The sequence below is a fragment of the Prosthecobacter sp. genome (genome assembly GCF_034366625.1).
Taxonomy (GTDB): Bacteria; Verrucomicrobiota; Verrucomicrobiia; order Verrucomicrobiales; family Verrucomicrobiaceae; genus Prosthecobacter.
This window is the reverse complement of the sequence record NZ_JAXMIH010000010.1, coordinates 191,459-213,843: the sequence shown is the minus strand read 5'-3', so window position 1 is coordinate 213,843 and position 22,385 is coordinate 191,459. Positions and strand designations below refer to the sequence as shown.

Here is a 22,385-nt window from a genome sequence, read left to right as displayed (position 1 = left end):
CACGGTGGCATGAACCCCGCGTCGAGCCGGATGGTTGCTCAGCGAACGCGTTTCATCGTGAACGTGCCGCGATCCATCGCGCTCTTGTAGAGGGCGTTGAAATCATCACCCTTGATCGTGCCTTCGTAGTGATACAAGCCGCCCGCCCAGTCCGGCATCTTGTGTTCACCTTTGAAGACATGGCCATCGCCTTTCTTTTGCACATTGTGGACAGCCTTGTAGCTGCCACTGAGAATGGACTTCCAAGTGGCTTGGTAAAAGAACTCGTGATCGCCCTTAGCGTACAACTTGCCCGTCTCAAGCGCCCCGGAAACGACACAGCGCAGCTTGCCGTGATGACCGTTCGCCGTGCTAAGCCAGGTGCCTTCCCATTTGCCAGCCACACCGTTGGCTGGAGGCGGCGCAGGGCAGATGTCTCGCTTCCAAGCTTTGCGGAAATCGCCGCTGCAGGAAGACAGAACGAAAATAAACAGGCAGGCAAAACTGATTCGAAGCGGTTGGGGGAGGTTCATGGGGTTCTATCTCACGAACGCATCCAAACCGCTCAGTTTTTCGTTCGTCATGGGGCATTCTCCCACTTGCCCCCGTTCATATCCGCGATACTTACCCAAGAACCTCAACCCACCCCAACGCCATGGCCCACACCCTCGCCCCCCTGCCTTATCCCTCCAACGCACTGGAACCCCACATCGACCAGCAGACCATGGAGATCCATCACGGCAAGCATCACAATGCCTACGTGACTAATTTGAACAACGCTATCGCCGGCAAGGCCGACCTTGAGGCGCTGTCTATTGAAGACCTGTGCAAAAACATCTCTAAAGTGCCTGCCGACATCCAAGGTCCGGTGCGCAACAACGGCGGCGGTCACTTCAACCACACGCTGTTCTGGAACATCATGGGTCCGAACGCGGGTGGCGCCCCCACTGGCGCTCTCGGTGACGCGATCACCGCCACCTTCGGCAGCTTTGATGCTTTCAAAGAAGCTTTCGCCAAAGCTGGTGTGACCCGCTTCGGCTCCGGCTGGGCCTGGCTCGTCGTCAAAGACGGCAAGCTCGCCATCACCTCCACGCCGAACCAGGACAACCCGCTCATGGACGCCTCCGGCACGCCGATCCTCGGCTGCGATGTCTGGGAGCACGCCTACTACCTCAAGTATCAGAACAAGCGCCCCGATTACATCGCCGCCTGGTGGAACGCCGTGAACTGGACCGCCGTCGCCGCGAACTACGCCAAGGCTCTCGGCTGATCCGCTCCGTTGACTCTCGCAGTCACTCCCCAAAGCGCGGAACGGCCACCCCGTCCCGCGCTTTGTCTTTGAATCATTCGACATTCGACACTCTGCATTCCCTTGGCTCTCGTCCTCCATCGTCTCCGCAGCGGCCTGATCTATTCTCAGGCCTTCGCGGACTATCTGGAGTCGAAGCACAACATTGAGCGTCTTGGTCATCAAGGTGACGTTTTGCACCTCGATTATGTTCGTTGCGGCCAGGGGGATCTCAGCGGCCAGGAGTGGTGGCAGCTCATGTGGATCAGCGGCTGGCAGGCTCCGACCGAACACCGCCATCAAATCGGCGATGTGGAAGTTTACATTCCAAAACAGGCCATGCGTGGTCTGAAGAACCGCATGCTGCACTTCGACGGGCAGAACGTGGTGGTGAAGCGATGAAGGATTCTGGTAAAATAATGACGGGTAGAATGATGATCTGAATCGAAACCCTTCTGACATCATTTTACCCGCCATTATTTTACCAGTTCAGTTCCCACCAATGCCCACTTTAGCCGACATCGGAGAAGACAAACTCATCCGCAAACTCATGCGCGGCGTGAAGCTCGACCGCGATGTCATCGCCGGAGCCGGTGATGATTGCGCCGTCGTCCGCAGTACGAAAAACGAGCACACGCTGCTCAAAACCGACGCGCTTGTGCAGGACGTGCATTTCACGCTCGAAACGCCGCCGAAACTCATCGGGCGCAAAGCCATCGCACGTGTGGTGAGTGATTTCGCGGCCATGGGCGGCACGCCCAGACATGCCATGATCACCTTGGTGGCCCCACCAAGCATGGAGGTGGAGTTCCTCACTGAGATCTATCGTGGCATGCGCGCCATTTCGAAGCAGTACGGCATCAACATCGTCGGCGGCGAGACCTCGCGCGGCCTCGTGCTCATGCTGTCCATTTCCATGAGCGGCACCGTGCCGTCGAAGCGCTGGCTTTCCCGCAGCGAGGGCAAGGCGGGCGATGTCCTGCTCGTCACCGGTCGTCTCGGTGGCTCCATCAAAGGCAAGCACCTCAAATTCGAGCCACGCCTCGAAGCCGGCCGCTGGCTCTCCGAAAACGCGCATCCGCATGCGATGATGGACATCAGCGACGGCCTTGCCAAAGACCTGCCGCGCCTCGCCCTCGCCAGCGGTACTCATTATCAAGTCAACGTCGCATCTCTCCCGTGCAATCCCGGCTGCACTTTCGATCAAGCCTGGGGCGACGGCGAAGACTACGAACTCCTTCTCGCCGTGAATCCCCGCAGCGTGAAATCTCTCCTGCCGAAATGGCGTGAAGCCTTCCCGAAGCTTCCCCTCACCATCATCGGCAAACTCGTCCCTCCCGGCCAAGGCCGCCCGCCGGACTTTGAGAGCACGGGATGGGATCATTTTGCACTCAGTGCTGACGCATGATCACTCTCACGACTGCTGATGACGCCCACGCCTGGGGCATGCAACTCGCGCCGACACTGTCGGCGGGCGATGTCATCGCGCTGTGCGGGAATCTCGGCGCTGGAAAGACGCAGATCACGCGCGGCATTGTCGCTGGCATGGAATCGAAGGCCGCTGTGACCAGCCCCACCTTCACTCTCGTCCACGAATACCTCGACGGCCGCCTGCCGGTCTTCCATTTCGACTTCTACCGCATGGAAAGTGCCGTCGAGGTCATCGGCATCGGCTGGGACGAGTTTTTGACCGAACCCGGCGTCATCATCGTCGAGTGGGCCGACATGTTCCCCGATTTGATGCCGTCCAGCACGCGCTGGTTTCACATCGAATCCTTGCCGGATGGCTCGCGGCATGTCACGGAAGGGCCGCTCGCGAAATGACCCGAACCCTCCTCGCCCTCGACCTTTCCACCGCCCACGGCAGCATCGCCGTCGTGCGGGGCGATGACGTACTGTTTCGTTCCTCGTTCCAATCCGAACGCTCTCACAACGCGCAGGTCTTCGCGCCTCTACGCGACGCCTTGGCCGCAGCAGGTGATGAGCTAACTGGCATCGTCATTGGCAACGGCCCCGGCTCTTACACCGGCGTGCGCATCGCCATTGCCGCCGCGCAAGGCATCGCGTTGTCGCGAAATGTGTGGTGCGTCGGCTGGTCGTCGCTCACGGCACCGGACATTGAGGCCCCAAACAGTTATCCGATCATTGGCGATGCCCGCCGTCAGAGCTTTTACCTCGCACGAGTCGATAATGGCCGGCTGCTGCCCGATCTCGAAACCGTGTCTGCCGAAACTGCCCGCGAGCGGACGGCTGACGGCCAAACGTGGCTCACGTTCGATCCCAAACCGCCCTTGGCATTGACGGATATTCGATCGGCCAAGCCTAGCGCAATTCGTCTGGCTCGAATCATCCAGTCGTTGAGCCAAGCCGAGCTCGACGCGCTCATTCAACAACCTCTGATTCCGCATTACCTCGCCGAGGCCTTCATCACGATGCCGAAGCGTCCCGCTTTAACATCCCAACATCCATCACCATGACTCCCGAACCCATCTCCAACCACGTTTCCGAATGGGGCGAAGGCCCGATCTGGCATCAAGGCCGTCTGCTCTATGTCGATATCGAGACGCACAAGATCATCGCTTTCAAGCCGGACACGGGAGATGAAAAGATCTGGGATGTCGGGCAGCGTGTCGGCACGGTGGTGCCGCGTGCGAAGGGCGGACTCGTTTGGGCAGGGGATGATGGGTTCTTCTTTCTCGATGAAGCCAGCGGTCAAAGCACGCCCATCTCTAACCCGGAGCCGGATCTGCCGGACAACCGCTTCAATGACGGTAAATGCGATCCGGCGGGCCGTCTGTGGGCCGGAACGATCTGCTTGAAGAGGCGTGCCGATGCCGCGCTCTACTGCCTGCACACTGATCTGCGGGTCGAAAAGAAATTTGCCCCGGTGACGAACTCCAACGGCATCATCTGGAGCCGTGATACGCGCACGATGTATTACATCGACACGCCGAGCAGAAAGGTGCGCGCCTTCGACTTCGACAACGCGGCCGGTGTCATCAGCAACGAGCGTGTGGTGTGGGACACCAGCGTCGATGCGTCAGTGCCCGATGGTATGACCATCGACAGCGAGGACCGGCTCTGGATCGCCTTCTGCCACGGCGCGAAGGTGGTCTGTTTCAATCCCGCCTCGCAGAAGGTCGAGATGCAGATCGACTTTCCCTGCGTCGAAACGACCGCCTGCGCCTTCGGTGGCCCCGATTTGCGTGATCTCTACATCACGACGGGCTTGAAGCCCGGCCTTGAAGAACCGCTGGCCGGACGTCTGTTTGTCTGTCGTCCAGGTACTCAAGGTGTTCCCGCATCGGCCTTTGGTGGCTGATCGTTCTCAAAACAGCTCCAACTGCCCGCCGGGATCGAGTGGACGCCGAAAGGCATCCGCATTCACCTGCGGGCGGCGGTGGAGCATGCCAGCGCGCTGAATGGAAACGCGGAAGAGCGAGGCGATTTGCTCGGACCAGATGCCGATGCCTTTGAGGCGCTTGCCGAATTCGCCGTGGGAGAGTGTTTTGCCCTGCGTCTCCTCGATGCGGTTGAGGATTTTGTCGCGCATGCCGGGGAAATGTTGGTCCAGCCAGGCGCGGAAGATGTCCTTCACAGCGAAGGGCAGGCGCACAACGGTGTAACCGGCGAATTGCGCCCCGGCGGCGCGGGCGGCGTCGATGAGGGCGGGGATTTCGGAGTCGTTCAGGCCGGGAATGATCGGCGCGGTGGAGACGCCGACGGGCACACCGGCCTCGTTCAAGATGCGGATGGCCTCCAGGCGCATCTTTGGCGCGGAGGCGCGGGGTTCGAGCTTGTGGGCGAGGTCGGGATCGAGCGTGGTGACGGAGATGTAAACGGCGGTGGCATGATGGCGGGCGAGTTCGGCGAGGAGGTCGACATCCCGTGTGATGAGGTGGTTTTTCGTGATGAGCACGACGGGATGGCGTGCTTCGGCCAGGACTTCGAGGCAGCCACGCGTGATGCGCAGTTTTTTCTCGATGGGCTGGTACGGGTCCGTGACGCCGCTGAGGGAGAGGGTGACGGGTTTGTAGGACGGTTTGAGCAATTCAGTGCGGAGCAGGGCAGGGGCGTCCTCTTTGACCATGATGCGGGACTCGAAGTCCACCCCGGCGGAGAAGCCGAGGTATTCGTGCGTGGGCCGGGCGTAGCAGTAGGCACAGCCGTGCTCGCAGCCACGGTAAGGATTCAAACTGGCCTCGAAGGGGAGATCGGGGCTGTTGTTCTTCGAGATGATCGAGGACGAGTGATCGCGAAGGAACTTCGTTGCGACCTTCTCCGGCGATTCGCCGGGATCGTAGTCCACATGCAGTTCGGCGAAGCGCTGGTCAGGATTGAAGCCTGCGCCGCGTCCACGAATGCCGGAAGGAGGCGTCTGCATGACACCGTGGGGGTTGCCTCAAGCTGCCACTGGCTGTGCCACGGCGCGGCGGGCGAGGAATTCATCTGCCAGCGCCCGGTAGGCTTGGGCTCCACGGCCGGAGGGTTCGTATTCAATGATGCTTTTGCCGAAGCTGGGGGCCTCACCGAGGCGCACGGTGCGCGGGATGAGGGTCTGGTAGCAGGTTTCGGCGAAGTAGTTGCGCACGTCGTTGACGACCTGGTTCGCCAAGTTCGCGCGGCTGTCGAACATGGTCATGACGATGCCTTCGAGCAGCAGTTCGGGATTGGCCCCGCAGTCACGGATCTGCTGGACGACGTTGACGATCTTGGAGAGGCCTTCGAGCCCGAAGTACTCGCACTGGATGGGCACGATCAGCTCATCGGCCGCCGCCAGTGCCCCCGTCATGAGGACGCCGAGGGAGGGCGGGGTGTCGAGAATGGCGTAGTCGAAGTGGCCGGAGTCACGCAGGGGGGAGAGCACCTCGCGCAGGCGTGCCATGTGGTTGCCGGCCTGGGCGAGTTCGATTTCGCAACCGGCGAGTTCCTGGTGCGAACGGATGATCGAAAGGTTCGGCAGTCGGGTGCTGCGGATGGCGAGACGTGGGTCGGTGCCATCCACGAGGGCCGAATAGAGGCTGCCGCCGTCTTCTTGGGCCAGGCCGAGGCCGCTGGTGGCGTTGGCCTGGGGGTCGAGATCGATCAGCAGAACCCTCACCCCACGTTGGGTCAGGCATGCGGCGAGGTTCAAAGCGGTGGTCGTTTTACCGACTCCGCCCTTTTGATTGGAAATAGCAACGATCCGCATAGGCACTTGTCATTGGACTTTGCAGATAAACCATGAGACACGCCAGCACGAAATGGAGATCACGGAGAAATGGCTCGGCGAGATCGGCGGCTGGGCGGTCATGAAGGCCGCGCGTTCGCTGGTAGATGCTGGTCTGGCGGCGGTCACGAGCACGAGTGATGGAATGATTCGTGGCACGGCGGGGTCGGGCAAAATGAAGTTCACCACCGGCCTGCGCATCCGCACAGCGACGGATGTGGAGAATCTCTGCACCTGTCCGCATTCGCGACGCAGTGGCATGATGTGCGAGCATGCGCTGGCGGTGGCTCTAGCTCATGTGCGGGAGCAAAGCGGTGGCGGCAGACCGGTGGCGAGATCGGGACTACAATACCCCAGCCGCTGACGATCTCCGGGCGCTACTCGCTCTACCTGCCGGAAACTTTGCTCCAGGGGCAGGCGCGGGAACCTTTTGGCGTGTTTGTGAAGTTCGAGGCTGGAGGTGAGGAGGAGTCATCGCTGTTTGCGGCTTGGCTGGCCGGGCAAGGGATCAAGGAACCGCAGAGCCTGCCGATCTCGCTCAAGGGTGAAGGGTTGAAGGTGTTCCTTCAATCGCTGGCGGAGCATCCCCGGGTTTTTGCGGGCAAGCCGAACGGGAAAGAACGCTCCCTCCACGTGGCCCCGGAGTTGGTAAGACTGCCGCTGGTGGTCGAGTCGGCCGATGCGCAAAACGTCCGGCTCAAACTGGAAGGCAGCCAGCATCGTCATGTTCTGGGTGCTTGGTGGCTCTGCCAGGAAACGGCCACACTGTTCCGCCATCTGGCCGACAGCCCCGAACTGACCGCCTTGGCGGGTGATTTGAGCCGGGGAGCGGTAACGCGTCCGCTGCGCTGGCTGGCAGAGCAGGGGGAGGCTTTGGGCGAGTGCTTCCAGATGGAACTGCGAGGCGAGGGTCTGGAGAAATTCCATGTCGCTCCGGTACCGTGCGAGTTCGAAATCCAGCTCGACGGCTCTCTTCAGAGCGTCGAAGCCCGTGTCACCGCCAAGTATGGCACCCATCGCTGGCCGGTGGTGGCAGAAGGCACCAAACAGAATACAACAACATCCATCTTCCCCATTCAGGATCAATTATCTGAGTTTTTATTTTACGTGTGGAACAGAGAGTCTGAATCCCGTCTTTTGCGGCGTTTGGAGGGGCTGGGTTTCACGCTGGAGGGACAAATTTGGCGTTTACAAGGCACCGAAAACGTTCTGCGTCTCTATGCCTCCGAGCTGCCGCTGTTGCGAGATCTAGCGACGATTCTGGAAGGAGAGCGTTGGCGTGGCGTGACCCGGGGAATTCAGCGCATCGCCCCGAAAACCAAGTTTGTGCCGCAGGGAGGTCACTCGGGCGGCGGGGACTGGCTTAGCATGGAACTGGCTTATGAATCGGCCGACGGCTTCCGCCTGCCACGTGCCGAGGTGCTGCGGTTGGTACGATCCGGCCAACGCTCGGTTCAAGGGGCCAATGGAAAGCGTTACATTCTCGACATCGCCGCTGTGGACGATCTGGAGGAGTCGCTGCGCGATGTCCCGCTGGAACTGACGCCCGATGGTGCCCGGGTTCATGGGGCGCATGCGGCCTATTTTGGCGATGAAGCCGCTGGAAATAGCAACGATCTTAGCGTTACAAATGACGAAGTGAGGGCTGAAATCGGCGATCTTGCTGGCCTGCTGCGACCTTACCAAATGGAGGGCGTGTGCTGGATGACTTCGCGCATCCTCCGAGGCAGGGGCGGCATCTTGGCTGATGAAATGGGTCTCGGCAAAACCGTTCAGAGCATCGCGCTAGCGCTGTTCCTGAAGCAGCGGAAAGGGGCACAAAGCGGCCCGGTGCTGGTGGTTTGCCCCAAGTCGCTGCTCGGCAACTGGCAGGCTGAGTTTGAGCGCTTTGCACCCACCCTGAAGCTGCTCCAAGTGCAGGGTTCGGGCCGGGAAAAGGCCCTGGCCTCGATCAACGTTCATGACGTGATATTGACATCTTATCAGTTGATCATCAGAGATATTAAACATTACCAAAGTATTCAATTCGGCCTGCTACTGCTCGATGAGGCCAGCTTCATCCGCAATCCCGACACGGACGCCGCCAAAACGCTCCGCAGCATCAAATCGAATGGTCGGATCGCCCTGACGGGGACACCGCTGGAGAACGGGGTGCGGGATTTGTGGTCGATCTTCCAGTTCGCACTGCCGGGCTACCTCGGGAACCAGAGTTCCTTCAAAGAGCGCTTTGAAAGCCCGATCCAGTCCGGTTTGGACCTCCCGGCGGGCAAATCGGCCGCGCTGCGGCTTCAGAAGCTGACTCAGCCGTTCTTTCTGCGTCGGACGAAACGGCAGGTGCTCAAGGATCTGCCCGAGAAGATCGAGCAGGTGCTCTGGTGTGTTCCCAGCGCGGCCCAGACCGAGTTCTACCGCAGGATTCTGGAGGAGGGCCGGGAGGAGATCAAAGCCGCCCGCCGCCGTTCCGGCCAGAACGGGGCCAAGATGACCATGTTCACGGTTCTGCTGCGCCTGCGCCAAGTCTGCTGCGATCTGCGCCTCACCGGCGTCCAACCCGAGGCGCTCAAGGGGCTGGTACAGGAGAACCTTTCCGGCAAATGGCCTGCCCTCATCGGTCAAATCGAGTCCACGCTCGAATCAGGCGGTAAACTACTCGTGTTCAGCCAGTTTGTGCAGTTCTTACGTCTCATGCGTGACCATTTGAGGGCGGAGAAACTCGACCATGCCTACTTGGATGGCAGCAGCCAAGACCGCTCGGCCCAAGTGGAGCGCTTCCAGAAAGACCCGAACTGCCGCATCTTCCTCATCAGCCTCAAAGCCGGCGGCTACGGCCTCAATCTGACCGCCGCCGACAACGTCATCCTGGCCGATCCGTGGTGGAATCCCGCCGTCGAATCCCAAGCCATCGACCGTGCTCACCGCATCGGCCAGCAGAAGGTCGTCAACGCCTATCGCCTGGCGATTCGAGGCACGGTAGAGGAGCGCATCCTCAAACTTCAGGCCCAGAAACGCGGCCTAGTGGAAGCCGCTCTGAATGATCAGGCCCCGATGATGGAAGGTTTGAGCGAGACGGATTTGGAGCAGTTGATTCAGTAGCCATTACTTGGTTTTCAATTTCTCCGCCAGAAAGCCGAACAGGTCCGGCCACTTCATGTGGGCGTAGTCATTGTTGTAATTGATCTCGTGCTCGATCCCGACGGCTTTGAGCTTCTCGGCGATACCCGCGCCGAAATTGGCAGAGTGCGGCGGGTCTTTGTAGGGCTGGCCGAGGTTGGGCGTGTTGTCGTAAAACAGCAGCACTGGCGGGTCATCCGAGCTGGCGAGGGCATAAGGCGAGAAGCGCTCGATCCACGGCAGCAGAGGCTCCCGTTTGTCGAGGAACTCCTGCATGCTGCCCAGAGCGAAGGCGTGATTGCCGTATTGATTGTTGGGAATCCACGCCTGCATCTGCTTTGGGTCCAGCGTGGTCTGTGGCACGAAGGCCAGCACACAGCGCAGCCGGGTTGATTCGCGGGAAATTGGATCCGCGCTCTTCGGGTCGGCCATGTCCGGGTGAAACGCCAGCCACAGCGCCGTGAAACCACCCGCCGAGCCGCCACAGCCACCGATGCGGTCTTTGTCGATGTGCCAGTCAGCCGCCTTGCTGCGCACGAACTGCAAGGCTCGCGCTGCATCGTCCAAACAGGCCTTCACTGGCGGGTCAATCTTCGCTGCCGTGGCATCCGCGATGAGGCGGTAGTTGATCGAGGCCACCGAGATGCCGTTTTCGAGGCATTTCACCAGAAAATCGGGATTGGCCTTGTCCCCGCTCATCCATCCGCCGCCGTGGACGAAAAACAGCAGCGGCGTCGGCTGTTCGGCCTTCGCTTGGTAAAAGTCCAGCACCTGCCGCTCATGCGTGCCGTAGGGCACGTTGGCGTGGGTGGAAGTTTGGGCTTGGACGTTTCCTCCTGCCAACAGGCACAGGAAAAGGAGGGGGAGACGGAATGAAACCATGCGGCGCGCTTCTTTTACACTTCCAACTGGATGCCCAGTTCGATGACCTGCCGCGGCGGAAGATCGAAGTAGCCGGTGGCGGGGCGGGAGAGACGGGAGAGCATGACGAATAGCTTCTTCCGCCATGCGGCCATCTTGCCGGGGCCGTTGGTCAGGAGCACCTCGCGGCTTTGGTAGAAGGTGATGCCGTTGCGTTTGACCTTGGTCTTCTCGCTCATGGCCTGGCAGAGGTCGTTGAACACATCCGGGGACTCGGAGAAGCCGTAGCGCAGGAGCACGCGGTAAAACTCATTGTGGTACTCGCTGATCTCGTGGCGGGTCGCGTCCTGGACGTAGGGCACGCCCTCAAAGCGTACGGTGAGCAGCACGACCTGCTGGTGCAGGGCCTTGTTGTGCTTCAAATGATGCAGCAGGGCCAGCGGCAGGCCGTCGGCGCTGGCGGACATGAAGACGGCGGTGCCGGGCACGCGGATGATGCGGTCCTTTTTGATCTCATCGACGAGGAACTGCACGGGCAGGCGGCCGCGTTGCATGGCCTGGAACAGAATGGCGCGGCCATCGGTCCAAGTTTTCATGACGATCCAGATGCCGGCGGCGACGACGAGCGGGAACCACGCGCCCTGCATGAATTTGACGAGGCTGCCGGTGACGTAGCCCAGCTCAATGATGGTGAAAACGAGCACCGGCAGGAAGGCCTTCCAGAAGGCCCAGCCCCAGATGCGGCGTGCCACGAAGAAAAACAGGATGCTGGTGAGGAACATCTCCAGGGAGACGGAGAGGCCGTAGGCGGAGGCAAGATTGCTGGAGGTCTCAAAGCCGATGACCAGCGCGATGCAGGCGGTCATGAGGAGGAAATTCACCTGCGGCATGTAGATCTGGCCGCGCACGTCGGGATTGGTATGGATGATCTTCAGACGCGGCAGGTAGCCGAGCTGCACCGCCTGCTGGGTGAGCGAGTACACGCCGGTGATCATGGCCTGGGAGGCGATGATGGTGGCGGCGGTGGCAAGGATGACCATCGGCACCAGCAGCGATTGCGGCACGAGTTTGAAGAAGGGATGCTCCAGCGCGTTGGCATCACTGATCACCAGTGCCCCCTGGCCGAGGTAGTTGAGGACCAGGGATGGATAGACCAGGATGAACCAGGCACGCTTGAGCGGTTTGGCCCCAAAATGGCCGATGTCGGCATACAGCGCCTCACACCCGGTCACCGAGAGCAACACCATGCCCATGATGACGATGCCGTGATAGCCGTGATGCAGCATGTAGCTGAAACCCCAGTGCGGGGAGAGCGCGGAGATGACTTCGGGATGCTCAATGAAGCGATACAGCCCCAGCCCCGCCAGCGTGGCGAACCAGAGGATCATGATCGGGCCGAAGGCCACGCCGATCCGCGCGGTGCCGTGTTTCTGCACCAGGAACAGGCCGAAGATGATGGCCACGGAGATGTACACGATGACTTTTTGCGACATGCCCTCGCTCACTTGTTTCAGACCCTCCACGGCGGAGAGCACTGAGATGGCGGGGGTGATCATGCCGTCGCCATAAAGCAGGGCCGCCCCGAACAGGACCACGAGCACGACGAAGGCCGTGCTGCGCGGCGTGAGCGCGTCTTTTTTCGACCGCAGTAGCGACAGCAGAGCAAACATGCCGCCCTCTCCCTGCGCAGTGGCCTGGCTGAGCAGGCTGAGGTACTTGATCGACACCATGAGGGTCAGCGACCAGAACATCAGCGAGATGGGTCCATAGACCATTTCCACGCCATCCTTGCCCGGCACATACCCGGCATGGGCGAGGCATTCCCGAAGCGCATAGAGCGGACTGGTGCCGATGTCCCCAAAAACCACTCCCAAAGCCACGAGGGCCAGGGTCCAACTGTTTGAATTCTTGTGTTCTGACATGAAGAGTCTGCGGGTATTCCCGCAGCCCTGTTTGAATCAGGGACTGACGCTGTTAGCCAGCGGGAAGGGGGATGCAAGGGACAGTTCGGCGCAAAAGGCTGTGTGCATGAACAGCTTCACTCCCTCATTTCACCCCCAGTTTCCCGACCTCCTCCGCAGTCAACGCACGATCAAACACCGCGATCTCATCGAGCCTGCCTTCCCAGTTCGACTCATTGTCGCTGCGCCCGCCGAAGAAGAGTTCTCCCACGGGCTGGAAGGGATCAATGAGGTTTTGAGCTTGGAGTTCGAGTGTGCCGTTGAGGTAAACACGCACCGCATTCTTGTCGCGAACCAGCACCAGATGCTGCCACTGCCAGCGTGGAATCTCGGTCTTGCCGGCCACGAGGGCTTTATCGTCCGTGCCGGTGAAGAAGATCAACTTGCCCGTGTGCCCGCTTTTGCCGCCGATGCCGAGGTGGTCGCCGTACGCACTGAGGCTGTGATCGTGACCGATGGAGAACAGCCATCCGCTGGTGTCGCGTCCGTCATTCGGCATGCCATTCCAGAACCAGAGGGAAACCGAGTAGTGGTCGCCATAACCGGCAAAGCGTGACCGGATGCGGGCGCCAACCAGATGCGGTGCGCGGTTGATGTTGTCGTTGGCGCAGAAGGCCTGCGACTTCGGGCCTTCCAAATAGTAGGCCACATCACGCTCATACGTCGCGTCGTGTCCATGGCTGCTCGCATCAGCAGCCACCGGGCCGGTGAACTCATTCAAGCGCCAGTAAGCGGCGGGTTTCAGAGCCAGCACAGCCTTCGCCGCCGCTCCATTGCTGAGTTTCCATTGATGACGTGGCTTGTTGGCGACCTTTTCGAGCATTTCGATGGCCGCAGCCGCGATCTTCGGCTCCGCCATCACTTCCAGACCGGCGGAACGTGCCGCCCAAGTGTTGTAGCCGCCCCAGGCATGCATCTCCGGCGGCGGGATGTAGCCGTCGCCACCATTGGCCAGTTCGATGACCATGTTGTAAGGCAGGGGACTGGCGGCTTTGATCTTCAGGCCGGTGATCGCGTACGTTTCATTCGGCGTCGTCGCGATGCCGATGTCGCCGAGGCGCAGCGCCTGCACCACGATCTCCGTCTGCTGCCGCTCATGCAGGATGATCTGCTCACGTGCATAAACCTCCGTGGGTGTCTTCGCCAAACGATCTCCCATCTCCGCGACGATGCGCTGTGCCCATTCGAGACGCTGCTTGTCCGGCACACGGTATTTCAGCGTCATGCGCTTCTCCGCCATCGCGATCACGGGTTGGTCGCCATACTTGATGCCTGCGTAGGCCTTCATCGCGATGTCGAGCAGTCCGTTCGTGTATTCGTCGATGGTCGGCTTGGGTCGCTGCTCCGCAGGCACTGTGTAATCCACGCGATAGATGTCCCCGCTGCATCCATGCGACATGATGCCCACCATCTTGCCTTGCGGGTCGATGCGCTGTTTCAATCCTTCCGAGAACAGCCCGAAGTAGTCCGCACTGATGTCTTTATCACCGAAGTAGTGCATCGAGAAGTTTGCCAGCACCGCCAGCGGCTTGCCGTCCTTCGTCTGAATCGAGATCAGTGACAGATCAGGATCTTCCGGCCCCGCTTCACCCACGGCATCATCCCACTTGGCACCCGCGTGCATGGCGGCGCGCACCGTTTTGTTGCCGAATGGATCTTCCGCGATGCGATCCGGTCGCCGAATCCACTGCCGCAGTGCCGTGAACTCCGCCGCGTTCCCCTTGGCAAAACCAATGCGTGCTGGCTTCAGCTCCGCCTGTGCCGCCGCAATGGCCTCCACCAGCTTCTCCTTCAAAAAGGGCACATAGTTCGGATCAGGATCGGTTCCGAGGCATCCCATTGATGCGGGTGCCGAATGCGCATGCGTGGCCGAGATCAGCATGTGATCCATTGCGATACCCGTCTTCGCTGCGGCCATTTTTTTCGCTTCGTCGAGCACTTCACGACTCATCATGCAACTATCGGCCACAACGATGGCGATCTGTTCTTTCCCATCCGTCACCACGATGGCCCGCGCATTCACGCGCGTGTTGATCTTGTCCACATAGCGGCTCAGCATCCCGCCATTGACCAAAACGGGCAGTTTCGGCGGCGTGATGTCGATGACCGCAGCCCCGGCTTTGAATTCAGCGTGGAGAGATGGTGTTACAAACAGAAGAGCGAGTGGAAGGAGTCGGCGAATCATGGTGCATGGGGATACGGCCCTGAAGCATGTCCTTTTCCGCATCACCTCACTTCACCATCTTCAAATACGCCTCCGCATAACGTTTTCCGAGTTCCCGAAACGAAGCCGAATCAAAGTGAACCTTGTCCCCTTTGTGTTTCAACCCCTCGGCGCTGACGAATGCGGTGTGCGGCACCTTCTTGGCCAGATCTTGATGCGCTTTGTCCACGATGACGGCTTCCGGCGTCCAGGGCACACCATCAAACTTGCCCATCTGACCGGCGATGAAGGGCGCTTCGGGCGCATTCACCAGTTCGCGCAGACGTTTCACCAGATCATGCAGCTTTGCTTCGTAGGCCTGGGCGAGTTCAGGCTTGCTGTCGCTCTCGCCTTGATGCCAGAGGATGCCTTTCAGCGTGCCGGCGGGCAGCGCGAGCGCGACACGCTTCGCCATGTCATCCCACGGATGGCTTTTCGTGGCCGGATAAAACACGCCCGGCTTCCAGGTGTCGATGGGTGAGCCGCCCACGGCGCATGGGATGAGTCCAATCGTCACGCCTGGATTCGCCTCGGCGACGATTTGGGCAAAGGTCTTGCCGAGTCCGACGCCTGCGGCTGATTTGTCGAAATGCAGCGGATCAATCGCCGGCACCCACTTGCCCTCCTTGCTCAGCATCAGCACACGTGGATGGGGCGTCTTGTCCTGCTCCTCCACCACGCCACGTCCGGCCATGTTGGACTGTCCGACGAGCAGGTAGAGGTGAAGTTTATCCTTCGAGGGAAGTGACACCTCCTGGGCGGAGGCGCAGGTGACAAAGAGAATGGCGCAAAGGTGAAGCAGAGGGCGGATCATGGTTTGGACGGGGTGAGTTTGAAGAGAACGGGTTCGCTGGCATCCTTCTTCACATCCTCCTGCCATTGCGCAAAAGCGGTGGCCAGGCGTTCGACGTCAGCAGGGCGTTCCTTGGCTAGATTGTTGGCTTCGGCAGGATCATTGGCAAGGTCGTAGAGTTCCCACGCTGCTTTCGCGTTCGGGCGGATGATTTTCAAAGCGCCCTCGCGCAGTGCGGCGGTGCCGCCGAGGTGAAACACGAGCCGTTCATGCGGCGATGGCGCCGCGCCGGTGAGCGCAGCAAGGCATGGGCGGCCATCGAGCACGCGATCCTTGGGCATCGACTGTCCTGCGAGATCGAGAAAGGTCGGCAGCAGGTCGAGATGGCTCAGCATCGCGCTGGAAACGCTGCCGGGCTTGATCTTGGCCGGCCAGCGGAGAATCGCCGGCACGCGCACGCCGCCCTCATACAAACTCGGCGCACCATCACGATAAATCCCCGCGCTGGCGACACCGAGTCCATGCGTGGGCCGCAGGATTGGTCCCATGTCGGAAATGAACATCACCAGCGTGTTCTCGCGCAGACCGGTGGCGTCCAACGTGTCGATCACACGGCCCACGGCTTCGTCCAACGCCGTGAGGACGGCGAGGTATCGGTGCTTCTCGTTCGCATCGTCCGCCGCCCAGCCGTAGCGAGCAAATGCCGTTGGTGGAGCCTGCCACTCGGCCTTCTCGCCCTCCTTCATGTTGATGCTGCTGACGTAGTGCGGCGCGTTGAAGGGCAGATAAACGAAGAACGGTTTCTCACCCTTCGCGTGTCGGCGGATGTAATCGCAGGTGCTGTCCGCGAAGATGTCGCTGCTGTAACCCTCGACATGATGACGCTCCGTGCCGCGGAAGATGTCATACTCGCCGTGATAGGTGTGCGTGAAGTAATTGATGTTGCCCGAGCGGCAGCCCAGAAACTCATCGAATCCGCGTTCTGTGGGCCGGCTTCCCGTCGCGAAGCCGATGTTCCACTTGCCAAAGCATGCCGTGGCATAACCCGCCTCCTGCAAATACTGCGGCATGATCTTCTCACGATGCGGCAGCCCCACGCCATGCCAGTTTTCCACCGTGCGCAACTGATGCACCAGTCCATTGCGCAACGGATGCCGCCCCGTCAGCAAGGCACCACGTGACACCGTGCAGGTGGATGAAACGACGTAAAAATCCGTGCACCTCACCCCCTCGGCGGCGAGACGATCAATGCGCGGCGTCTTCACCTCGCGGTTGCCATAACAACCAAGATCGCCGTGGCCAAGATTGTCCACATACATGAAGACGATGTTGGGTTTGGGAGCGGCGGCGAGAAGCGTGGTCCCCAGTCCCAGCATCACGGTGAAAATAAGCTTCATGGTGCGACAAGAACAGAGCTGGCATCGTGTTCTTTCCGCCCAAGGCCTCCGCGCAGCTCATGCGTCTGTGCCATGACAAAAACCAGAATGAGAAATGATGAAAATAGAGAGGAACGGGGCAAGAGGGGGTGATAGCCGGGTGGTGTGAAGTGCGTTACGGGGCGGCCATGATTCGACTTAGTCTCTTTTCACTTCTTTTTGCGGTGTGTTCACTCCCAGCGGCGCCGCCGAATGTGGTGGTGTTTTTGGCGGATGATTCGGGTTGGGGTGATTTGAGTCTCAATGGGAACACCAACATCCAGACGCCGAACATTGATTCGCTGGCGAAGGCAGGGGCGAGTTTTGACCGGTTCTTTGTGTGTGCGCTGTGCGCGCCGACACGGGCGGAGTTTTTGACGGGACGGTATCATTCGCGCGGTGGTGTGCTCGGTGTCTCGACGGGTCAGGAGCGGCTCAACACGGATGAAAAGACGGTTGCGGACAGTTTTCTGGCGGCGGGTTATTCGACGGGTGCGTTTGGCAAATGGCACAATGGCAGCCAGTGGCCGTATCATCCGAACGCCCGCGGGTTTCAGGAGTATGTGGGCTACACCAGCGGCCACTGGGGCGAGTATTTTGACCCGCCGCTGGAGCACAACGGGAAGATGTTCCGTGCGAAGGGCTTCATCGTGGATGTGCTGGTGGGGAAGGCGGTTGAGTTCATCGAGACGAACCGTGAGAAGCCGTTTTTCTGCTACATCCCGCTGACGACGCCGCACTCGCCTTTCAGCGTGCCGGACGAGCACTGGAACAAGTTCAAGGACTCGCCGGTGACGATGCGCGGCGCGGATGGTGAAGCGGAGGACATCAATGTCACACGCACAGTGCTGGCGATGATGGACAACATCGACATGAACGTGGGGCGTGTGCTGAAGAAGCTGGAGGAGTTGAAGCTGAGCGAGAACACGATTGTGGTGTATTTCAGCGACAACGGACCGAACAGCGTGCGCTGGAACGGCAGCATGAAGGGCAAGAAGGGCGTGACGGATGAGGGCGGCGTGCGCTCGGTGCTGTATTTCCGCTGGCCGGGCAAGATCAAGCCGGGGACCACGATCACGCCGATCGCGGGGGCGATTGATCTGCTGCCGACGATCACAGCGCTGGCGGGGGTGAAATCAGTGAGCACGAAGCCGCTCGATGGCTGGGATTTTTCCACGCTGCTGTCGGGTGGCGAGTGGAAGCGAGGGCCGCGTGAGCTGATGAACTACAACGGGGGGCGTTTGAGCGTGCGGAGCCAGACACATCGGCTGGATGCTTCGGGCGGATTGTTTGACATCGTCGCTGATCCCAAGCAGACGAAGGACATCGCCAGCGAAGAACCCGAGGTCGCGGCGAAACTGGCCGCTGCGGGGACGAAATGGCATCAGGAGGTGTTTGGGAGGCCGTATGCGATGGCACCAGCCGCTGCTGGCAAAGGAAAGGGGAAGGCGAAGGGCAAAGGCGGTGCCAATTTCGCCGATGACCGGCCTTATCCAGTCGGTTACGCGGAGTTTCCGGTCACGATGCTGCCAGCGCGTGATGGCGTGCCGCATGGCGACATCAAACGCAGTTCCGGAGCGCCGAACTGCTCGTATTTCGTGAACTGGAAGACGAAGGAGGACTTCATGACCTGGGATATCGACGTTCATACAACGGGCGAATACGAGGTGAGCATTGATTACGTTTGCCCGGAGCCCGACGCGGGTTCGCTGATCGAATTGAGTTTTGGCGATGCCAAAACGACCGGCAAGGTGACGCCGGGCTGGTATCCGCGTCTGCTGGACGACCAGGACCGAGCGTCCCGCAAGGGGGAAAGCTACATGCGCGATTTCCATAGCCTCTCGCTCGGCACGATCCATCTGCGGGCGGGGCGCGGTTTGCTCACGCTGCGGGCGCTGGAGATTGCCGGGCAGAGTGTGGCGGAAGTGCGCCGGGTGACGCTCGTCTTGAAGACAAAATGATTTATGGCATGAATCCTGATGCTGAAGCAGCCTTCCCACCCAGATCACCCACCCCCAACCGCATGAATTTGCCCCGTACTTTCTGCCTTATTCTTCCGCTGCTGCTGGCCGCCTGCGGTTCCGTCGAAATCGCATCTCCAGACGCCCCAGGCATCGTGGTGGCCCAAGAGGAAGCCCGGGAGTGCGGCCAGGGAAGGATTTTGTTCCCTGCTGGAGAGTACAAGGCAGAGGTCGTCTCACCCGCCGGAACCTATTACAAGGCCCCGAAGCGCATTCGTACCCTCGGGGTCTTGATCGGGCGTTCGGAGGAGGGCGGCATCTTTGTGGCCAACACGACCGGCAATCCACAGGCGGCTTGGTTTGGCGATCCACGCGATGACGTGGACGAAAGTCCCGGCACCTTGTTCGGGGCCATCGGCATGAGCGCTCCGAAGCTGTGGCCCTACTCCCCGCGTATTCCCTTCACGGTCAAAAAATAGCGCCGTCTCGGCTCTAAATTCGTGGGAAGGGCGGCATTCTGTAAGGACTTTGTCAGAGAAATGGTTTTCGTTGCGCCGAGTGTTATAAAAACTATAATCCAAGACGTATGAACAGCCGTCTCATCACTTGGTCCATTGCCTCCGCCGTCATGTTGGCGGGGGGGATTGCCGCGATGAAGGAGGGCTGGCTGAATGGCTGGAAAATGCGGTTTGGAGAGATGATGACCAATCCGGGCGGCCAATACAGCGCGGCAAGGTTCCGCATTGATGTGGTGGATCAGTTCAACTATTCACGTCTGGCGGCGAAAACCCCGATGCTGCGGGTAGATCCGGAAATGGAGGCCTGGCTGGACAAGGAGTTCCCCAAAATAGACACGGCCAACCTCAACAAGGTCACTGAACTGGTTCAGGAAGGCATGCCGCGCTATTACCGCGTCTCTGTCTGCTCCGCCAGCAGCCCGAGCCTGCGCGAACTGCTGCAGCGTTTTCATGAATATGCACACCGTGCCCAGCCTGAGATGACGCACATGGCCGTGGCGTTGCGTCCGCGTGCCAGCGGACTGATGCATGAGGCGTTGCTGGTGCTGGGCCAGCGTTTGCGTGATTTCACGCCGGAGGCGCTGTCCCAGTCCTCGGACGAGCCGTTTTTCAGCTCCTGTGTGCATTGCAAGCAGCCGCATTTCATGAAGCTCTCTCGCGCGCAGCGCAGCATGGCGCTGGAATGTCCGAAGTGCCGCCGCAAGTACGCGGTGATCGCCGCTGACAGCTCCGGCCATTTTCGTTACGTGAACGAATTCCTCACCGGCTACGCGCCACCGGCGACGTTTGCGAAAAACCAGTCACGCGTGCAGCAGCTTTTCACGATCTGGTCCGCCGTCCACACGAACTGCCTCTACACCAATGATCCCGGTGCCAAGGCGGGAACCAGCTTTGCCAAAAAGGAGCAGATGGACTGCTGGCAGTTCGCGGATGAGACCCAGCGCATGCAGCGCGGCGATTGTGAGGATTCCTCGATCTTCCTGGCCGACTGGCTGATGTCGCGCGGGTTTCAGGTGCGTGTTGCCTTGGGGCGTTACGGCGATCTCGGCGGGCATGCGTGGTGCGTGGTGAAGATCGACGACAAGGAATATCTGATCGAATCGACTGAAAGCCGTCCTGATCCCACCGATCCGCCGCTCGCCAGCCGGGTGGGCAGCCGCTACGTGCCGGAGGTGCTGTTTGACCGCTTCGCGATTTATGTTCCCAGCAGCCCGAATCGTTCCTGGAAAGGGGACTACTGGTCTGCGAACACCTGGACACGCATCGAACCGCGCAGCGAACTGGGGGGCGATCCGATCCTGGCGCGTGCGCCGGCCGGAGGGCCGGTGAAACCGGGGGCCAAAAACCTGCTCGAAGTCACCGCGACGGCGGATGCCACGCGTCTCGCACGCACCACCTTCGCCAGTCCTGCTTCACCGACCTACTTGAACCTCGGGGACATTCCCGCAGGCGCGAAAGAGTGGCGCCGCTCGCTGATTCCCAAGCGGACGCCCTAGCCGTTGCTTCATCGAAGTGTGATCGCGTGTTGACGCCTTCCCGTGCCGCGTACAGCATTGCAGTCACATGCTCGCCAGCATCGCCATCCTCACGTTGTTCGGCATCTTCCTCATCATGCTGGAAACCTTCCTGCCCGGCTGGGTGGCGGGGATTCTCGGCACGATCTCGATTCTTGCGGCGGTCTGGCTTGCGGTGATGGCGGAGGAACTTTCTGGCTGGAGCTCTGGCATGCGGCTGCTGCTGGCACTGGGCATTCTCGTTTTTGCGGCGGCGGTCCTGCTCGTCTGGCTGCGCTGGTTTGCGGTGAAGTTTTTCCGCGGGTCGATGACGCTGACGGCCAGCATTGAAACGCCGGTTTGCATCACGGCCGCCCTCGGTGCACAGGGCCACGCCCTCACCGAACTGCGCCCGTTGGGCCGTGCGGAGATTGACGGAAAGCGCTACGAAGTGCGCTGCCAGACGGGCCTGGTGGCCGCTGGCACGCGCATCGAAGTCATCGCCACCGAACCCGGCAATCTGCTCGTCCGCCCTCTCACCGCCTGATTTTTTTCACTCCAACTCACCCCAACAACCATGCCACGCCCCCTCGAACTCTTCCTCATTGGCGCCGTCATCATCGTCGCGCTCGTTCTCTTCCTGATTGTCGGGAAGTTCTTCAATCTCTGGCTGCGTGCCCGCGTCGCCAACGCTCCCGTGAGCATCACCACGCTGCTCGCCATGTGGCTGCGGGGCGTACCGAACGCGCTGATCGTTGACACACGCATCACCGCGGCCAAGGCCGGCATTCCGATCAATACCGACCAGCTTGAGGCGCACTTCCTCGCAGGCGGAGAAGTCACACACGTCGTGCTCTCGCTCATCGCCGCTGACAAGGCCGGCATCCCGCTCGACTACAACCGTGCCTGCGCCATCGACCTCGCCTGCAAAGGCACCGGCAAGACCGTGCTCGAAGCCGTGCGCACCAGCATCAATCCCAAGGTCATCGACTGCCCGCATCCTGACATGGGCCGTGGCGGCAAGATCGACGCCGTGGCCAAGGACGGCATTTCGTTGCGTGTCCGCGCCCGCGTGACCGTACGCACGAACCTCGACCGCTTCGTCGGTGGTGCCACGGAGGAAACCGTCGTCGCCCGTGTCGGCGAAGGCATCGTCACCTGCATTGGTTCTTCCGCTTCGTACAAAGACGTGCTCGAAAACCCCGACAGCATCTCCAAACTCGTGCTGCACAAAGGCGTCGATGCCGGCACCGCCTTTGAAATCCTCTCCATCGACATCGCCGACATCGACGTGGGCGAAAACGTCGGTGCGAAACTGCAAACCGAGCAGGCTGAAGCAGACAAGAAGATCGCTCAGGCCATGGCTGAAATGCGCCGTGCCGCCGCCGTCGCACTCGAACAAGAAATGGCCGCAAAAACTCAGGAAATGCGCGCACGCGTGGTCGAAGCCGAGGCGCAGGTGCCGCTGGCCATCGCCGAAGCTTTCCGCAACGGCCAGCTCGGCGTCATGGATTACACCAAGTATAAAAACGTTCTCGCTGACACCGAGATGCGCAGCAAGATCGCCGGTGATACGCACTCGAAGTAGCTCAG

Annotated in this window: 21 protein-coding genes; 13 read left to right on the top strand and 8 right to left on the bottom strand. The window is 60.5% G+C overall.

Annotated elements, in window-relative coordinates:
- Nucleotides 1-38: 38 nt before the first annotated feature.
- Nucleotides 39-512, bottom strand: a complete 474-nt coding sequence (locus U1A53_RS13450; protein ID WP_322281649.1) for a hypothetical protein — start codon at nucleotides 510-512, stop codon at nucleotides 39-41.
- Nucleotides 513-634: 122 nt separating this feature from the next.
- On the opposite strand from U1A53_RS13450, the gene U1A53_RS13445 reads away from it, so the two are divergent.
- The 6 genes from U1A53_RS13445 to U1A53_RS13420 all read left to right on the top strand — a co-directional run bounded on the left by U1A53_RS13445 (nucleotide 635) and on the right by U1A53_RS13420 (nucleotide 4,589).
- A complete protein-coding gene (locus U1A53_RS13445; protein ID WP_322281647.1) occupies nucleotides 635-1,249 on the top strand; it encodes a superoxide dismutase in 615 nt (204 codons plus the stop codon).
- Nucleotides 1,250-1,351: 102 nt separating this feature from the next.
- Nucleotides 1,352-1,669, top strand: a complete 318-nt coding sequence (locus tag U1A53_RS13440) for a hypothetical protein (RefSeq protein WP_322281646.1) — start codon at nucleotides 1,352-1,354, stop codon at nucleotides 1,667-1,669.
- A 100-nt stretch (nucleotides 1,670-1,769) separates the two neighbouring features.
- Complete coding sequence (locus U1A53_RS13435; RefSeq protein WP_322281644.1) at nucleotides 1,770-2,675, top strand: thiamine-phosphate kinase; 906 nt, start codon at nucleotides 1,770-1,772, stop codon at nucleotides 2,673-2,675.
- Nucleotides 2,672-3,091, top strand: coding sequence for a tRNA (adenosine(37)-N6)-threonylcarbamoyltransferase complex ATPase subunit type 1 TsaE (gene tsaE, locus U1A53_RS13430; RefSeq protein ID WP_322281642.1), 420 nt, complete (start codon nucleotides 2,672-2,674; stop codon nucleotides 3,089-3,091). The genes U1A53_RS13435 and tsaE overlap by 4 nt, the downstream gene beginning before the upstream one ends.
- Complete coding sequence (gene tsaB / locus U1A53_RS13425; protein WP_322281639.1) at nucleotides 3,088-3,744, top strand: tRNA (adenosine(37)-N6)-threonylcarbamoyltransferase complex dimerization subunit type 1 TsaB; 657 nt, start codon at nucleotides 3,088-3,090, stop codon at nucleotides 3,742-3,744. Before tsaE ends, tsaB begins: the two co-directional genes overlap by 4 nt.
- Nucleotides 3,741-4,589 (top strand): SMP-30/gluconolactonase/LRE family protein, encoded by an 849-nt coding sequence (locus U1A53_RS13420; protein ID WP_322281638.1) that lies wholly within the window; start codon nucleotides 3,741-3,743, stop codon nucleotides 4,587-4,589. Before tsaB ends, U1A53_RS13420 begins: the two co-directional genes overlap by 4 nt.
- A 6-nt stretch (nucleotides 4,590-4,595) precedes the next feature.
- Here the strand turns inward: U1A53_RS13420 and U1A53_RS13415 are convergent, their stop codons facing one another.
- Together U1A53_RS13415 and U1A53_RS13410 are read right to left on the bottom strand one after the other, a co-directional pair.
- Entirely contained in the window at nucleotides 4,596-5,651 is a 1,056-nt protein-coding gene (locus U1A53_RS13415) for a PA0069 family radical SAM protein (RefSeq protein ID WP_322281636.1), read from the bottom strand.
- An 18-nt stretch (nucleotides 5,652-5,669) separates the two neighbouring features.
- On the bottom strand, nucleotides 5,670-6,458 hold the full coding sequence (locus U1A53_RS13410; RefSeq protein ID WP_322281634.1) for a ParA family protein: 789 nt from the start codon (nucleotides 6,456-6,458) through the stop codon (nucleotides 5,670-5,672).
- 19 nt (nucleotides 6,459-6,477) lie between these two features.
- Here U1A53_RS13410 and U1A53_RS13405 point away from each other — a divergent pair, with 19 nt between their 5' ends.
- Both U1A53_RS13405 and U1A53_RS13400 read left to right on the top strand, forming a co-directional pair.
- Nucleotides 6,478-6,840, top strand: a complete 363-nt coding sequence (locus U1A53_RS13405) for an SWIM zinc finger family protein (RefSeq protein WP_322281633.1) — start codon at nucleotides 6,478-6,480, stop codon at nucleotides 6,838-6,840.
- 71 nt (nucleotides 6,841-6,911) lie between these two features.
- Complete coding sequence (locus U1A53_RS13400) at nucleotides 6,912-9,569, top strand: SNF2-related protein (RefSeq protein WP_322281631.1); 2,658 nt, start codon at nucleotides 6,912-6,914, stop codon at nucleotides 9,567-9,569.
- 3 nt (nucleotides 9,570-9,572) lie between these two features.
- On the opposite strand, the gene U1A53_RS13395 is transcribed toward U1A53_RS13400, so the two are convergent.
- The 5 genes from U1A53_RS13395 to U1A53_RS13375 form a co-directional block, all read right to left on the bottom strand.
- Entirely contained in the window at nucleotides 9,573-10,385 is an 813-nt protein-coding gene (locus U1A53_RS13395) for an alpha/beta hydrolase (RefSeq protein ID WP_322281630.1), read from the bottom strand.
- A gap of 98 nt (nucleotides 10,386-10,483) precedes the next feature.
- Nucleotides 10,484-12,370: a KUP/HAK/KT family potassium transporter gene (locus tag U1A53_RS13390; RefSeq protein WP_322281628.1), complete on the bottom strand. Its 1,887-nt coding sequence runs from the start codon at nucleotides 12,368-12,370 to the stop codon at nucleotides 10,484-10,486.
- Between the two features lie 124 nt (nucleotides 12,371-12,494).
- On the bottom strand, nucleotides 12,495-14,594 hold the full coding sequence (locus tag U1A53_RS13385) for a neutral/alkaline non-lysosomal ceramidase N-terminal domain-containing protein (protein WP_322281626.1): 2,100 nt from the start codon (nucleotides 14,592-14,594) through the stop codon (nucleotides 12,495-12,497).
- 46 nt (nucleotides 14,595-14,640) lie between these two features.
- Nucleotides 14,641-15,426, bottom strand: a complete 786-nt coding sequence (locus tag U1A53_RS13380) for a sialate O-acetylesterase (RefSeq protein WP_322281624.1) — start codon at nucleotides 15,424-15,426, stop codon at nucleotides 14,641-14,643.
- Nucleotides 15,423-16,802 carry a sulfatase-like hydrolase/transferase gene (locus tag U1A53_RS13375; protein ID WP_322281623.1) on the bottom strand — a complete coding sequence of 460 codons (1,380 nt, stop codon included), beginning with the start codon at nucleotides 16,800-16,802 and terminating at the stop codon, nucleotides 15,423-15,425. The genes U1A53_RS13380 and U1A53_RS13375 overlap by 4 nt, the downstream gene beginning before the upstream one ends.
- Nucleotides 16,803-17,005: 203 nt before the next feature.
- On the opposite strand from U1A53_RS13375, the gene U1A53_RS13370 reads away from it, so the two are divergent.
- The 5 genes from U1A53_RS13370 (at nucleotide 17,006) to floA (ending at nucleotide 22,380) form a co-directional block, all read left to right on the top strand.
- Nucleotides 17,006-18,781, top strand: a complete 1,776-nt coding sequence (locus tag U1A53_RS13370) for an arylsulfatase (RefSeq protein WP_322281622.1) — start codon at nucleotides 17,006-17,008, stop codon at nucleotides 18,779-18,781.
- Between the two features lie 62 nt (nucleotides 18,782-18,843).
- On the top strand, nucleotides 18,844-19,260 hold the full coding sequence (locus U1A53_RS13365; protein ID WP_322281621.1) for a hypothetical protein: 417 nt from the start codon (nucleotides 18,844-18,846) through the stop codon (nucleotides 19,258-19,260).
- Nucleotides 19,261-19,367: 107 nt separating this feature from the next.
- Complete coding sequence (locus tag U1A53_RS13360) at nucleotides 19,368-20,795, top strand: hypothetical protein (protein ID WP_322281620.1); 1,428 nt, start codon at nucleotides 19,368-19,370, stop codon at nucleotides 20,793-20,795.
- A gap of 67 nt (nucleotides 20,796-20,862) precedes the next feature.
- The gene (locus U1A53_RS13355) at nucleotides 20,863-21,339 is read left to right on the top strand and encodes an NfeD family protein (RefSeq protein WP_322281618.1); all 477 of its coding nucleotides are present in this window, start codon (nucleotides 20,863-20,865) and stop codon (nucleotides 21,337-21,339) included.
- Between the two features lie 30 nt (nucleotides 21,340-21,369).
- Nucleotides 21,370-22,380 (top strand): flotillin-like protein FloA, encoded by a 1,011-nt coding sequence (floA, locus tag U1A53_RS13350; RefSeq protein ID WP_322281616.1) that lies wholly within the window; start codon nucleotides 21,370-21,372, stop codon nucleotides 22,378-22,380.
- The last annotated feature ends 5 nt before the right edge of the window (nucleotides 22,381-22,385 follow it).

Excerpts from the sequence above, each read along its gene's own strand:
- U1A53_RS13450 (WP_322281649.1), bottom strand. The coding sequence starts at position 512 with ATGAACCTCCCCCAACCGCTTCGAATCAGTTTTGCCTGCCTGTTTATT.
- U1A53_RS13445 (WP_322281647.1), top strand. The coding sequence starts at position 635 with ATGGCCCACACCCTCGCCCCCCTGCCTTATCCCTCCAACGCACTGGAA.
- U1A53_RS13435 (WP_322281644.1), top strand. The coding sequence starts at position 1,770 with ATGCCCACTTTAGCCGACATCGGAGAAGACAAACTCATCCGCAAACTC.
- tsaE (WP_322281642.1), top strand. The coding sequence starts at position 2,672 with ATGATCACTCTCACGACTGCTGATGACGCCCACGCCTGGGGCATGCAA.
- tsaB (WP_322281639.1), top strand. The coding sequence starts at position 3,088 with ATGACCCGAACCCTCCTCGCCCTCGACCTTTCCACCGCCCACGGCAGC.
- U1A53_RS13420 (WP_322281638.1), top strand. The coding sequence starts at position 3,741 with ATGACTCCCGAACCCATCTCCAACCACGTTTCCGAATGGGGCGAAGGC.
- U1A53_RS13415 (WP_322281636.1), bottom strand. The coding sequence starts at position 5,651 with ATGCAGACGCCTCCTTCCGGCATTCGTGGACGCGGCGCAGGCTTCAAT.
- U1A53_RS13410 (WP_322281634.1), bottom strand. The coding sequence starts at position 6,458 with ATGCGGATCGTTGCTATTTCCAATCAAAAGGGCGGAGTCGGTAAAACG.
- U1A53_RS13390 (WP_322281628.1), bottom strand. The coding sequence starts at position 12,370 with ATGTCAGAACACAAGAATTCAAACAGTTGGACCCTGGCCCTCGTGGCT.
- U1A53_RS13385 (WP_322281626.1), bottom strand. The coding sequence starts at position 14,594 with ATGATTCGCCGACTCCTTCCACTCGCTCTTCTGTTTGTAACACCATCT.
- U1A53_RS13380 (WP_322281624.1), bottom strand. The coding sequence starts at position 15,426 with ATGATCCGCCCTCTGCTTCACCTTTGCGCCATTCTCTTTGTCACCTGC.
- U1A53_RS13375 (WP_322281623.1), bottom strand. The coding sequence starts at position 16,802 with ATGAAGCTTATTTTCACCGTGATGCTGGGACTGGGGACCACGCTTCTC.
- U1A53_RS13365 (WP_322281621.1), top strand. The coding sequence starts at position 18,844 with ATGAATTTGCCCCGTACTTTCTGCCTTATTCTTCCGCTGCTGCTGGCC.
- U1A53_RS13360 (WP_322281620.1), top strand. The coding sequence starts at position 19,368 with ATGAACAGCCGTCTCATCACTTGGTCCATTGCCTCCGCCGTCATGTTG.
- U1A53_RS13355 (WP_322281618.1), top strand. The coding sequence starts at position 20,863 with ATGCTCGCCAGCATCGCCATCCTCACGTTGTTCGGCATCTTCCTCATC.
- floA (WP_322281616.1), top strand. The coding sequence starts at position 21,370 with ATGCCACGCCCCCTCGAACTCTTCCTCATTGGCGCCGTCATCATCGTC.